The 13,069-nt window shown below is 74.2% G+C and carries 11 protein-coding genes and 1 pseudogene; 4 read left to right on the top strand and 8 right to left on the bottom strand.

Features of this window, described 5'->3' with window-relative positions; genetic code table 11:
* Position 1 precedes the first annotated feature (1 nt).
* The 3 genes from AC07A6_RS08475 to AC07A6_RS08465 are packed head-to-tail and all read right to left on the bottom strand — an operon-like array spanning position 2 to position 4,699.
* On the bottom strand, positions 2-922 hold the full coding sequence (locus AC07A6_RS08475; protein ID WP_362461886.1) for a hydroxymethylglutaryl-CoA lyase: 921 nt from the start codon (positions 920-922) through the stop codon (positions 2-4).
* Positions 923-933: 11 nt separating this feature from the next.
* Positions 934-3,057, bottom strand: coding sequence for an acetyl/propionyl/methylcrotonyl-CoA carboxylase subunit alpha (locus AC07A6_RS08470; RefSeq protein WP_478776547.1), 2,124 nt, complete (start codon positions 3,055-3,057; stop codon positions 934-936).
* A 25-nt stretch (positions 3,058-3,082) separates the two neighbouring features.
* The gene (locus AC07A6_RS08465) at positions 3,083-4,699 is read right to left on the bottom strand and encodes a carboxyl transferase domain-containing protein (protein WP_007264173.1); all 1,617 of its coding nucleotides are present in this window, start codon (positions 4,697-4,699) and stop codon (positions 3,083-3,085) included.
* Between the two features lie 100 nt (positions 4,700-4,799).
* Between AC07A6_RS08465 and AC07A6_RS08460 the strand changes: the two genes are divergently transcribed.
* From AC07A6_RS08460 to AC07A6_RS08450, 3 genes and pseudogenes are all read left to right on the top strand, one after another.
* Positions 4,800-5,378 carry an SACE_7040 family transcriptional regulator gene (locus tag AC07A6_RS08460; protein WP_007264172.1) on the top strand — a complete coding sequence of 193 codons (579 nt, stop codon included), beginning with the start codon at positions 4,800-4,802 and terminating at the stop codon, positions 5,376-5,378.
* A gap of 56 nt (positions 5,379-5,434) precedes the next feature.
* On the top strand, positions 5,435-6,241 hold the full coding sequence (locus AC07A6_RS08455; protein WP_478776546.1) for a phosphatase: 807 nt from the start codon (positions 5,435-5,437) through the stop codon (positions 6,239-6,241).
* Between the two features lie 128 nt (positions 6,242-6,369).
* A pseudogene (locus AC07A6_RS08450) lies at positions 6,370-6,519 on the top strand (DUF4253 domain-containing protein); the annotation flags it as partial.
* 16 nt (positions 6,520-6,535) lie between these two features.
* On the opposite strand, the gene AC07A6_RS08445 reads toward AC07A6_RS08450, so the two are convergent.
* The 5 genes from AC07A6_RS08445 to AC07A6_RS08425 all read right to left on the bottom strand — a co-directional run bounded on the left by AC07A6_RS08445 (position 6,536) and on the right by AC07A6_RS08425 (position 11,937).
* Positions 6,536-6,943 (bottom strand): helix-turn-helix transcriptional regulator, encoded by a 408-nt coding sequence (locus tag AC07A6_RS08445; RefSeq protein WP_362461713.1) that lies wholly within the window; start codon positions 6,941-6,943, stop codon positions 6,536-6,538.
* 4 nt (positions 6,944-6,947) lie between these two features.
* Positions 6,948-7,937, bottom strand: coding sequence for a cation diffusion facilitator family transporter (locus AC07A6_RS08440; RefSeq protein ID WP_478776545.1), 990 nt, complete (start codon positions 7,935-7,937; stop codon positions 6,948-6,950).
* A 19-nt stretch (positions 7,938-7,956) separates the two neighbouring features.
* Complete coding sequence (tesB, locus tag AC07A6_RS08435) at positions 7,957-8,832, bottom strand: acyl-CoA thioesterase II (RefSeq protein ID WP_478776544.1); 876 nt, start codon at positions 8,830-8,832, stop codon at positions 7,957-7,959.
* A 5-nt stretch (positions 8,833-8,837) separates the two neighbouring features.
* Complete coding sequence (locus AC07A6_RS08430; protein WP_362461704.1) at positions 8,838-9,995, bottom strand: acyl-CoA dehydrogenase family protein; 1,158 nt, start codon at positions 9,993-9,995, stop codon at positions 8,838-8,840.
* A 148-nt stretch (positions 9,996-10,143) separates the two neighbouring features.
* On the bottom strand, positions 10,144-11,937 hold the full coding sequence (locus tag AC07A6_RS08425) for a PucR family transcriptional regulator (protein ID WP_478776543.1): 1,794 nt from the start codon (positions 11,935-11,937) through the stop codon (positions 10,144-10,146).
* A gap of 116 nt (positions 11,938-12,053) precedes the next feature.
* On the opposite strand from AC07A6_RS08425, the gene speB reads away from it, so the two are divergent.
* Positions 12,054-13,016, top strand: a complete 963-nt coding sequence (speB, locus tag AC07A6_RS08420; RefSeq protein WP_007264163.1) for an agmatinase — start codon at positions 12,054-12,056, stop codon at positions 13,014-13,016.
* Positions 13,017-13,069 lie beyond the last annotated feature (53 nt).

Raw genomic sequence — 13,069 nt, 5'->3', positions numbered from 1 at the left:
ACTACTCCTTGTGGGAGAGGGCGCGGACGGTACGGGAGGGGCTGGGACGACCCAGCTGTTCGGCCATCCACACGCTCGTGGCGGTGAGGGCGGCCAGGTCGACCCCGGTCTCGATGCCGAGGCCGTCGAGCATCCACACCAGGTCTTCGGTGGCGAGGTTGCCGGTGGCGCTCTTCGCGTACGGGCAGCCGCCGAGGCCGCCCGCGGACGCGTCGACCGTGGTCACGCCGTGCTGGAGCGCGGCGAGGGTGTTGGAGAGCGCCTGGCCGTAGGTGTCGTGGAAGTGCACGCCGATCCGGTCGGTCCCCACGCCCGCGGCGTTCAGCTCGGACAGCAGGGCCTGCACGTGGCCGGGGGTGGCGACGCCGATGGTGTCGCCGAGGCTCAGCTCGTCACAGCCGAGGTCCAGCAGGGCCTTCGCGACGCGGACCACCTGGTGGACCGGGACGGCCCCCTCCCAGGGGTCCCCGAAGCACATCGAGAGGTAGCCCCGCACATGGGCCTTCCCGGCCTTGGCGCGGGCCACGACGGGCTCGAACATGGCGAGGGACTCGGCGACGGTCCGGTTCAGGTTGCGGGCGGCGAAGGTCTCCGTGGCCGAACCGAACACGGCGATGCGGGTGGCCCCGAGGGCGAGCGCCCGGTCCAGGCCGCGTTCGTTCGGGACCAGGACCGGGAGCGCCGCGTCCACGTCGGAGAGGAGGGGGAAGAGCTGCTCGGCGTCGGCGAGCTGGGGGACCCACTTGGGGTGGACGAAGCTCGTGGCCTCGATGGTGGTCAGGCCGGCGGCGGCGAGCCGGTGGACGAACTCGGCCTTCACCGCGGTCGGTACGGCCGTCTTCTCGTTCTGCAGCCCGTCGCGCGCGCCGACCTCGTGGATGCGGACGCGGGGCGGGAGCCCGGCGGGGGCCGGGACGGTCATGGGCAGCCCGTTCACGAGGCCTCCTCCGCTTCGTCGGCGGTCACCACGGCCAGGACCTGGTCCATGGCCACGGTGGTGCCCGGGGTGACGTCGAGTTCGGTGACGGTGCCGGCGTGCGGGGCGGAGATGACGTGCTCCATCTTCATCGCCTCGACGACCAGCAGGCTCTGCCCGGCCGTGACCTTGTCGCCGACGGCCACCTTGACGACGGTGACGGTGCCGGGCATGGGGGCGGCGAGGGTGTCGGCGCCTGTGCTGGCCGCGCCCTTCGCCGTGACGGGGTCGTGGTGCTGGACGTGCCAGCTGTCGCCGTCGCGGCCGAGCCAGACCCCGTCCGGGGAGGTGGCGTGGCTGAAGCGGTGGGTGACGCCGTCCAGTTCGAGGGTGACGGTGTCGGCGGTGCGGGCCACGATCCGGCCCAGGGCCGGGTCGCCGGGGCTCCGCCCCAGACCCCGCGCCTCAATCGCCGGCGGGGCTTGATTTGCCGACCCGTCGTCGTCGCCTGCGGGAAGCAGGAGCTCCTGCTCGGTTCCCCGCAGTCGGGTGCGGACCTCCACCGGGTCCTGGCCCGGGAGCCGGAAGTGGTGCACCGTCCAGGCCGGGGTGCCGCCCAGGCGCCAGCCGTTCGCCGTGTCGAACGGGTCGACCCAGCCGGCCCCATCCAGCCCCGCCGGCGCTTGAGGCGCGGGTCCGGGCAGCGCCCGGTTTCGGGAAGGGGCGGGGTGGGGGACGGAAGCCAGCAGGGCAGCCGCCGCGTACACCTCCGGCGGCACCCCTTCGGGCAGGAGCCCGTTCAGGTCCCGCTCCACCAGGCCGGTGTCCATGTCGCCGGACACCACGTCCGGGTGCGCCAGCAGACGGCGCAGGAACCCGGCGTTGGTCTGGACACCCAGGATCACCGTGTCCGCCAGGGCACCCCGCAGCACCCGCAGGGCACTGGCACGGTCCGGCCCGTACGCGATGACCTTCGACAGCATCGGGTCGTACGTGGAGCCCACCGGCACCCCGGCCGTCAGGCCGGAGTCGGTGCGCACCGCGCCGCCCTCCGGCTCCGACAGCGCCAGCACCGTGCCGCCGGACGGCAGGAACCCGCGCGCCGGGTCCTCGGCGCAGACGCGGGCCTCGATCGCGTGCCCGGTCAGCCGGATCCCGTCCTGGGTGACGGGCAGGGGCTCGCCGGCGGCGACCCGCAGCTGCTGCTCCACCAGGTCCAGGCCCGTGACCAGTTCGGTCACCGGGTGCTCCACCTGGAGGCGGGTGTTCATCTCCATGAAGTAGTACGAGGACGGGTCCCCGCCCGGGACGATGAACTCCACCGTGCCCGCGCCGACGTACCCGCAGGAGCGCGCGGCCTCCACGGCCGCCGCGCCCATCGCCGCGCGGGTCTTCTCGTCCAGCAGGACCGAGGGGGCCTCCTCGATGACCTTCTGGTGGCGCCGCTGGAGGGAGCACTCGCGCTCGCCCAGGTGCACCACGTTCCCGTGGGCGTCGGCCAGCACCTGGATCTCGATGTGCCGGGGCCGGTCGATCCACCGCTCCACGAGCAGGGTGTCGTCGCCGAAGGAGGACTTCGCCTCGCGGCGGGCGGCCGCGATCTCCTCGGCGAGCACCGCCTCGTCGCGCACCAGCCGCATGCCCTTGCCGCCGCCGCCCGCCGAGGGCTTGAGCAGGACCGGCATGCCGATCTCCGAGGCGGCCGCGGCCAGTTCGGCGTCCGTCAGGCCGCTGCCGGAGGAGCCCGGGACCACCGGGACGCCGGCCGCGCGGACCGTCTCCTTCGCCGTGATCTTGTCGCCCATCAGGGAGATGGCGGAGGCGGGCGGCCCGATGAAGGCCAGCCCGGCCTCCGTGCAGGCCGCCGCGAAGGCCGCGTTCTCGGCGAGGAAGCCGTAGCCGGGGTGGACGGCCTCGGCGCCGGTGCGCTTCGCGGCGTCGAGGAGCCGCTCCACCGACAGGTAGCTCTCGGCGGCGGCCGCCGGGCCGATCCGGACGGCCGTGTCGGCCTCCCGTACGTGGCGGGCGTCGGCGTCGGCGTCGCTGAAGACGGCGACGGAGCGGATGCCGAGCTGCCGCAGGGTGCGGATGACGCGTACCGCGATCTCGCCGCGGTTGGCGACCAGAACAGTGCTGAACATCGAAGGGGTCCTCACGTCACTCACGTCACATACGGAAGATGCCGAAGCCGGAGTCGCCCAGGGGGGCGTTCGCGCACGCGGTCAGGGCCAGTCCCAGCACCTGCCGGGTCTCCAGCGGGTCGATGACCCCGTCGTCCCACAGCCGCGCCGTGGCGTAGTAGGCGTTGCCCTGCTCCTCGTACTGCGCGCGGACCGGGGCCTTGAAGGCCTCCTCGTCCTCGGCCGGCCACTCCTGGCCCGCGCCCTCGATTTGGTCGCGCTTGACGGTCGCCAGCACCGAGGCGGCCTGCTCGCCGCCCATCACCGAGATCTTGGCGTTGGGCCACATCCACAGGAAGCGCGGCGAGTACGCCCGGCCGCACATCGAGTAGTTGCCCGCGCCGTAGCTGCCGCCGACGACCACGGTCAGCTTCGGGACCCGGGCGCAGGCCACCGCGGTGACCATCTTCGCGCCGTGCTTGGCGATGCCGCCCGCCTCGTAGTCGCGGCCGACCATGAAGCCGGAGATGTTCTGGAGGAAGAGCAGCGGGATGCCGCGCTGGTCGCACAGCTCGATGAAGTGGGCGCCCTTCTGGGCGGATTCGGCGAACAGGATGCCGTTGTTCGCGATGATCCCGACCGGGTGGCCGTGGATCCGCGCGAAGCCGGTGACCAGGGTCTGCCCGAACTCCGACTTGAACTCCTGGAAGCGGGAGCCGTCCACGACGCGGGCGATGATCTCGCGGGCGTCGTAGGGGGTGCGGGAGTCGACGGGGACCGCGCCGTACAGGCCGTACGGGTCCACCTTGGGCTCCTCGGGGGCCTCGACCGACCAGGGCAGGGCCCCGCGGGCGGGCAGGGTCGCCACGATGTTCCGTACGATCCGCAGCGCGTGCGCGTCGTCCTCCGCGAGGTGGTCGGTGACGCCGGAGACGCGGGAGTGGACCTCGCCGCCGCCGAGCTCCTCGGCCGTGACCACCTCACCGGTGGCGGCCTTCACCAGCGGCGGGCCGCCGAGGAAGATCGTGCCCTGGTTGCGGACGATGACGGCCTCGTCGCTCATCGCCGGCACGTACGCCCCGCCGGCCGTGCAGGAGCCGAGGACGGCGGCGATCTGCGGGATGCCGGCCCCGGACATGCGGGCCTGGTTGTAGAAGATCCGGCCGAAGTGCTCCCGGTCGGGGAAGACCTCGTCCTGCATGGGGAGGAAGGCGCCGCCGGAGTCGACCAGGTAGAGGCAGGGGAGACGGTTCTCCAGGGCCACCTCCTGGGCGCGCAGGTGCTTCTTCACGGTCATCGGGTAGTACGTGCCGCCCTTGACGGTGGCGTCGTTCGCGACGATCACGCACTCGCGTCCGCTCACCCGGCCGATGCCCGCGATCACCCCGGCGGCGGGGGCCGCGCCCCCGTACATGCCCTCGGCGGCCAGCGGGGCCAGCTCCAGGAATGGGGAACCGGGGTCGAGGAGGGTGTCCACGCGGTCGCGGGGGAGCAGCTTCCCGCGCGCGGTGTGGCGGGCGCGGGCCTTCTCGCCGCCGCCGAGGCGGGCCGCGTCGAGCCGGGCGCGCAGGCCTTCGGCCAGTTCGCGGTGGGCGGCCTCATTGGTCCGCCAGGCCTCGGACGCCGGGTCCGCGGCGCTCGTCAGCACTGGTGCCTGCTGCATCGGTCGAGCTCCCTTGCTCGTGCACGCTTTGTTAATGACCGTTAACGCGTTTGGGTTTCAGGTTAACGAGCGCTAACCGCCCTGTCTAGAATGGATTTCCATGAGCACCAGAGCGGCCACCCCGACCCGTCGCGAGCAGATCCTCAGTGAGGCCGCTCGTCTCTTCGCGGAGCGCGGCTTCCACGGCGTCGGCGTGGACGAGATAGGGGCGGCGGTCGGCATCAGCGGCCCCGGCCTCTACCGGCACTTCGCCGGAAAGGACGCCATGCTCGCCGAGCTGCTCGTCGGCATCAGCGAGCGGCTGCTGACCGGCGGCCGGCGGCGCGTGGAGGAGGCCGCCGGGGACCCGGAGGCGATCCTCGCCTCCCTCGTCGAGGGGCACATCGACTTCGCCCTGGACGACCGTGCGCTGATCACCCTGCACGACCGCGAACTCGACCGGCTGCGCGAGGCCGACCGCAAGCTCGTGCGCCAGCTCCAGCGGCAGTACGTCGAGCTGTGGGTCGAGGTCGTACGGGAACTGCACCCCGAGGTCGGCGAGGCGGAGGTACGGGTGGCCGTGCACGCCGTCTTCGGCCTGCTGAACTCCACCCCCCACCTGGCCGCGCCGGGCCGGGAAGCCACCGAGTCCCTGCTGCGCAGGCTGGCGAACGGCGCCTTCGGAGCGTTGTCGGGGTGAGGCGCGGCTTGAGAGGTACTTGGCGGAACGGACGCCTCCGGGCGGGCGGCGGCAGAATGGGCCGCATGCCGAAGCCGATAGAGACGCCCGTACCCAGCCGCGCCGAACTCATCGACCACCTGGTCCGCACGCGGATCGCGGGGCAGGTCGCCACTCCGCGCGAGAACAACCTCTCCCACTACCGCAAACTCGCCAACGGCGACCGGCACTACTGGCTCGGCCTGGAGCTCGGCGACCGCTGGGCCGACGAGCAGGACGTACTGGCCGTGATGGCCGAGCGCGTCGGCGTCGTCGACGACCCGGCCCACCGCGCCGGCCAGGACACCATCGACCCGGAACTGACCGTCGCGGGCCTGGACCGGATGGCGGCCCGGCTGCACAAGGCGGCCCTCGACCGGCACAGCGTGCTGTTCGCCACCGGCCACCCCGGCGGCCTGCTCGACGTCCACCGCGCCACCGCCGACGCGCTGCGCGCCGCGGGCTGCGAGATCGTCCGGATCCCGGCCGGCCTGATCGCCGACGAGGGCTCTGTGTGGCAGTTCGCCGACGTGGCCGTGCTGGAGCGGGGCGCGACCCTGTGGCACACCCACTCCCCGGCCCCGATGGCCGCGATCCTGGACGGCCTCGCCGCGGAGGGCCGCCCGCAGCCGGACCTGGTCGTCGCCGACCACGGCTGGGCGGGCTGCGCGGCGCAGCGCGGGCTGGACGCGGTGGGGTACGCGGACTGCAACGACCCGGCGCTCTTCCTCGGCGAGGCGGAGGGCACCCTCCAGGTCACCGTCCCCCTGGACGACCACGTCCGCGACCCGCGCTTCTACGACCCGATGGTGGCGTACCTCCTGTCGGCGGCGGGGCTGCTGTAGCCCCGTCCGGGCGGTGTACGGGCCGGCTGCCGCTGCCGCTGCCGCTGCCCGGGGGCGTGCCGCGCCCCGGCCCCGGCCCGTGGTCCCGGCCCCGGTGTGGGGCCGCGGCCCGGTCCCGGCTCCGGCCTCCGCCCCGCACGCTCGCCGAGGCACTCCCGGTCGCCGCCGAGCACTTCGCGTTCTGCCCCGACAACGTCTGGCAGGGCTCCGGCACCGTCCGCGACTACGCCGCGGAGGCGCTGGTGGGCGCGTCCCACTGGTCGTTCTGGTGGGACTGACGGGCGGCCCTCAGCCTCAGCCGGCGTTGGGGCCGTTCCTGACCGGCCGGGTGTGGATCTTCGAGACGCAGGCCGGCAGGGCCGCGTCCGCCTCGTGGTCGCGGGCCCGGTACGCGCTCGGGCTCTCGCCCACGAGCTCCGTGAACCGCGTGCTGAACGACCCCAGCGAGGTACAGCCCACCGCGAAGCACACCTCCGTCACCGACTGGTCGCCGCGCCGCAGCAGCGCCTTGGCCCGCTCGATCCGGCGCGTCATCAGGTAGCTGTACGGGGTCTCCCCGTAGGCGGCGCGGAAGCTGCGCGAGAAGTGCCCCGCCGACATCAGCGCGACCTGGGCCAGCGCGGTGACGTCGAGCGGTTCCGCGTAGTTGCGGTCCATCAGGTCGCGGGCCCGGCGCAGCCGGGCGAGGTCCTCCAGGTTCACCTGTTCAGCCTTGCACAGCCCCGGGCGGTAGCGAAGGTTCCGCCGACGGGACCGGGGCCGGCGTCGGGTCCAGGTAGACCCGGCGGACCGCCGGCCACCGCTCGCGCAGCTGGTCCTCCGCGTCCTCGCAGGCCGCCTCCACCTGCCGGGCCGACGCCAGGTCGTGGAAGTCCACCTTCGCCGCGATCAGCACCTCGTCCGGCCCCTGCACCAGGGTGGTCAGTTCCAGCACCCCCTCGATGTGCGGGACCGACAGCAGCTCCTCGCGGACCTCCGCCCGCATCGCGGCCGGCAGCGGCCGCCCGATCAGGTACTGCGCGTTCGAGCGCCCCAGCTCCCACGCCACCGCCACCAGCAGGGCCCCGATCAGCAGCGAGGCCACCCCGTCGTAGGCGCCCGACCCCGTCAGCTGCGCCCCCAGCAGCCCGCCCGCCGCCAGCGCGAGGCCGGCCAGCGCGGCGGCGTTCTCCAGCAGGACCGCCTTCACCGCCGTGTCGGGGGTGTGCTTCACGTACAGCCCCAGCGGCGCCCGCATCCGTGCCGCCTCGCCCGTCACCTGCCGCCAGGCCACCAGCAGCGAGTACCCCTCCAGGACGAACGCGACGGCGAGGACGGCGTACGAGAACACCGGGTCGCCGGGATCCTCCCCGTGCACCAGGGTGTGGATCCCGTCGTAGAAGGCGAAGACCGCGCCGCCCGCGAACGTGGCGATCGAGGCGAGGAGCGCCCAGATGTAGCGCTCGGGCCCGTACCCCAGCGGGTGCGCCTCGTCGGCGGGGCGGGCGCTGCGTTTCAGGGAGGCCAGCAGCAGCACCTCGGTGACCGTGTCGGCCACCGAGTGCGCGGCCTCGGACAGCATCGCGCTGGACCCGCTGACGATCCCGGCGACGGCCTTCGCGGCGGCGATGGCCAGGTTGGTGACCACGGCGACGACCACCGTGGCGAGGCTCTCGGATCCCGTCCCCGCACCCGGGGCATCGGCTTCGACCGGCATGGGGCGACGGTATGTCGGCTCAGCCGCGCGGGACGCGCACGACACCTTCCTGGATGACGGTGACCGCCAGGCGGCCGTCCTGCGTCCAGATGCGGGCCTGTCCCAGGCCCCGGCCGGCGGACGCAGAGGGGGACTCCTGGTCGTACAGGAGCCATTCGTCGGCGCGGAAGGGGCGGTGGAACCACATGGCGTGGTCCAGGGAGGCGCCGACCACGTCGCCGACGGCCCAGCCGCCCCGGCCGTGCGCGAGCAGCACCGAGTCCAGCAGGGTCATGTCGGACACGTAGGTGGCCAGGCAGATGTGGAGCAGGGGGTCGTCCGCGAGCTTGCCCTGGGTGCGGAACCAGACCTGGGAGCGCGGCTCCAGCGGCTCGCCGACCGAGCCCCACGGCGGGGTGGTCGCGTACCGCAGGTCCACGGCGCCGCGCGCGTCCAGCAGCCGCTCGACCGTGCCGGGGTCCCGGAAGATCTCCCGGTAGGCGGGCAGCGCCTCGGCGGCCGTCGGCAGGGAGTCGGGGTCCGGCGCGGCCGGCATCGCGGCCTGGTGCTCCATGCCCTCCTCGTACGTCTGGAAGGACGCGGAGAGGTGGAAGATCGGCTGTCCGTGCTGGACGGCGACCACGCGGCGGGTGGTGAAGGACCGCCCGTCGCGGATCCGGTCCACGGAGTACACGATCGGCGCGCCGGAGTCGCCGGTGCGCAGGAAGTACGAGTGGAGCGAGTGCGGCAGCCGGTCCGCGGGCACCGTGCGGCCGGCCGCGACCAGCGCCTGGGCCGCGACCTGGCCGCCGAACACGCGCGGCACCAGGGAGGTGCGGCTCGTGCCGCGGAAGATGTTCTCCTCGATCTGCTCCAGGTCGAGCAGATCGAGGAGGTCCGCCAGTGCCTCGTTCAAGTGGGTTAGAGGCCCATCGACTTGGCGATGATCGACTTCATGATCTCGCTGGTGCCGCCGTAGATGCGGTTGACGCGGTTGTCGGCGTACAGGCGGGCGATCGGGTACTCGTTCATGTAGCCGTAGCCGCCGTGCAGCTGGAGGCAGCGGTCGATGACGCGGTGCGCGACCTCGGTGCAGAAGAGCTTCGCGGAGGCGGCCTCGGCCGGGGTCAGCTCGCCGGCGTCCAGGGCGTCCAGGGCGCGGTCGGCGACGGCCTGGGCCGCGTCCACCTCGGCCTGGCAGGCGGCCAGCTCGAACTTGGTGTTCTGGAAGTGCGCCACCGGCTTGCCGAAGACGGTGCGGTCGGTGACGTACTGCTGGGCGAACCGGACGGCCGCGGCGGCCTGGGCGTAGGCGCCGAAGGCGATGCCCCAGCGCTCGGAGGCCAGGTTGTGGCCGAGGTAGTAGAAGCCCTTGCCCTCCTCGCCGAGCAGGTCCTCGACCGGGACCTTGACGTCGACGAACGCCAGCTCGGCGGTGTCGGAGGTCTTCAGGCCCAGCTTGTCGAGCTTGCGGCCGATCGAGTAGCCCTCGGACTTGGTGTCCACGGCGAAGAGGGAGATGCCGAAGCGGCGGTCGTCGGCCGACGGGGCGGAGGTGCGGGCGCAGACGATCACGCGGTCGGCGTGCACGCCGCCGGTGATGAAGGTCTTGGAGCCGTTGAGGACGTAGTGGGTGCCGTCCTCGGAGAGCTTGGCGGTGGTCTTCATGCCCGCGACGTCGGAACCGGTGCCCGGCTCGGTCATGGCGAGCGCCCACATCTCCTCACCGGAGACGAAGTTCGGGAGGAAACGCTTCTTCTGCTCGTCGGTGGCGAGCATCTTGATGTAGGGCAGGGCGAGCAGCACGTGCACGCCGGAGCCGCCGAAGTTGACGCCCGCGCGGGAGGTCTCTTCGTAGAGGACAGCCTCGAACTTGTGGGTGTCCAGGCCCGCGCCGCCGAACTCCTCGGGCACGTTGATGCCGAAGATGCCCAGCTCGCCGAGCTTGTAGTAGAAGTCGCGCGGCGCCTGGCCGGCCTGGAACCACTCGTCGTAGACGGGGACGACCTCGGCCTCGATGAAGGCGCGGAGGGTCTCGCGGAACGCCTCGTGGTCCTCGTTGAACACCGTACGGCGCACGGCCGGCTCCCTTCGTCGCGGCGGTCCGCCGCCCATGTCTAAGCGCTTGCTCATAGCTAAGTTACCGGCGGGTTGTCGATCCTGTCCATAGCGGGTCGGTCACACCGTCCGCACACCGCCCACGCCGGCCTGATCCGAAAGACACCCCCTAGGGCAGGCGGCGCAGCGCGAACCACAGCTCCATCCGGGCGTCCGGGTCGTCGAGGTCCCGGTCCAGCAGCGCCGCGCAGCGGGCCACGCGCTGGCGGACGGTGTTGCGGTGCACGCCGAGGGCCGCCGCGCTGCGGTCCCAGCTGCCGTGGTGGGCCAGCCAGCCGCGCAGGGTGTCCCGCAGGGCCGGGGAGAGGGGCTCCAGCAGGGCCTCGGCGTGCGCCCGCGCCTCGGCCTCGCCGACCAGCCCCGCGAAGCCGGGGTCCGTGTGCCGGGACAGCGGGGTCCGCGCCGCCTCGGCCCGGGCGAGGGCGCGGCGGGCCTGCGCCGCGGCGGTGGCCAGGGCGCCGGGCGCGGCCGGGGCGCTGACCCCGAGCCGCCAGCCGGGCTGCGGGCCGGGCTCGCGGTCGGTGAGCAGGCGTACGCCGTCCCCGCGCGGGTCCAGCAGTACGGTGCCCAGCGCGGCGGCGAGGGCCCCCGGGTCGCCGCCGCCGCGGGCGTGGACCGCGTACCAGGGCCCGGGCGCGAGGGCCCCGGCCGGATCCCCGTCCAGCAGCAGCCGGGTCAGGGCCGCCGCCTCGTCCCCGGCGGGACGCTCCGCGGTGACCAGGCTCAGCAGCACGGCGGCGATGGAGGCGATGGTGTGGTCGCCGGGGGTCCGCCCCGGGGTCGCCAGGGCCAGGACCCGCCCGCCGCCGACGGCGTACGCGGCCAGGCTCGTCGCGCCGAGCGAGTCGGTGGCGGTGACCGCGGCCCCGGCCGCCACCCGCCGCGCCAGCGCCGCCACGGCATCGAGTACCCCGGCGCCGGGCGCCACCCCTGCGCCCGCGACGACGCCCCGGGCGGCGCCGGAGCCTCCGGCGGTCGTGGGCGCTGCGGCGGCTCCGGCCGGACCTGTGGCTTTGACGCCCCGGGCGGCGCCGGCGACCCCGGTCGTGCCCCGCCCGGCCCCGGCCGTCCCGGCCCCTGAGGCGCCCGGGGCAGGGGTCGGGGAGCCGACGGCCCCGGCGGTACCGGTGTTCCGGGCTCCGGCCACCCCGGCGGCCCCGGCGGCTCCGGGGCTCGCGGGCGCCGGCCCGGCGCCCCGGGCGGCGGGCTCCGCCGGCTGTGCGCTCCCGGGCGGGCCGCCGGCCTCCGCCCCGGGGGCCACGTCGCCCGCCGCGGCGGGAACGCCCCCGGCGACGGCGACGGCTCCCGCCGGGTCGGTGTCCGGGTCGAGCAGGGCCGCCCAGCCGCCCAGGCTCGCCGCCAGGCGGGACAGCAGCGCCGGGACCGGGTCCGGGCGGGCCGCGGCCGCCGCCAGGGCCTGCTGCGCCTCGGCGACCCGGCGCAGCTCCCGCGTGCGCGCCTCCGCCATCAGCCGCCCGACGCTGCGGGCGACCGCCGTGAACGGGGTCCCGGGCGGGACCTCGACCAGCGGGAGCCCGTACCGCTCGCACGCCTCGGCCAGGCCCGGCGGCACCACCTCGTGTACCGGGGTCACACCGAAGCCGAGCGCGGCGGCCCCGGCGCCGGCCAGCCGGCCGACGTAGGCGGCAGCGCCCGCCTCCGTCAGCTCGGCCCCGGCCGTCAGCAGGAGCTCCCCGCCCAGCAGGTACGGGGAGGGGTCCGCCATTTCGGAGGCGTGCACCCCGTGCACCTCCGCCACCGCCGGACCCGCGAGGTGCCGCAGCCCGAGCCCCCGCTCGGCGAGCAGCCCCGCCAGCCCCACGGGCGGCGTCATCGGCTCACCAGCGGGCACCCCGGCCGGCCCGCTGCCGGGTGACGGGGGGACCGGGACGTCGGCGGCCATGGATACTCCGTACATTTCAGCGCTGCCAGATGGATGAAACGTACCCTCCCCACCCCCGCGCGGCACGCTTACGCTCGAAGGACCGCACCAGCAGGACCACCAGAAGGGCACCCCCCATGAGCACGCAGCCGCGCGGCCCCGTCGACTCCTCCCGCATCCCGCGCTACGCGGGCCCGGCGACCTTCGCCCGCCTGCCGCGCCTCGACGAGGTCGGCTCCGCCGACGTCGCCGTCGTCGGCGTGCCCTTCGACTCCGGCGTCTCCTACCGCCCCGGCGCCCGCTTCGGCGGCAACGCCATCCGTGAGGCCTCCCGCCTGCTGCGCCCGTACAACCCGGCCCAGGACGCCTCCCCGTTCGCCCTCGCGCAGGTCGCGGACGCCGGTGACATCGCGGTGAACCCCTTCAACATCAACGAGGCCGTCGAGACGGTCGAGGCCGCCGCCGACGAGCTCCTCGGCAACGGCTCCCGCCTGATGACCCTCGGCGGCGACCACACCATCGCCCTCCCCCTGCTGCGCTCGGTCGCGAAGAAGCACGGCCCGGTCGCCCTGCTCCACTTCGACGCCCACCTCGACACCTGGGACACCTACTTCGGCGCCGAGTACACCCACGGCACCCCGTTCCGCCGCGCCGTCGAAGAGGGCATCCTCGACACCGAGGCGCTGTCCCACGTCGGTACCCGCGGCCCGCTCTACGGCAAGCAGGACCTCGACGACGACGCCAAGATGGGCTTCGGCATCGTCACCTCCGCCGACGTCTACCGCCGCGGCGCCGACGAGGTCGCCGACCAGCTGCGCCAGCGCATCGGCGACCGCCCGCTGTACATCTCCATCGACATCGACGTGCTCGACCCGGCCCACGCGCCCGGCACCGGCACGCCGGAGGCCGGCGGCATGACCTCCCGCGAGCTGCTGGAGATCATCCGCGGCCTCTCCTCCTGCAACCTGGTTTCGGCCGACGTCGTCGAGGTCGCCCCGGCGTACGATCACGCGGAGATCACCTCGGTCGCGGCCTCGCACACCGCGTACGAGCTGACCACGATCATGAGCCGTCAGATCGCCGCCTCCCGCCAGGGCTGACCCCCCGGCACGGCGGCGAGGACGGTGCGGCAGCCGAGCACGAAGGGCACCAC

This window comes from Streptomyces sp. NPDC044002 (assembly GCF_056434525.1).
Note: the sequence above shows the minus strand (reverse complement) of the source record. Positions and strands in the feature narration are given on the sequence as shown.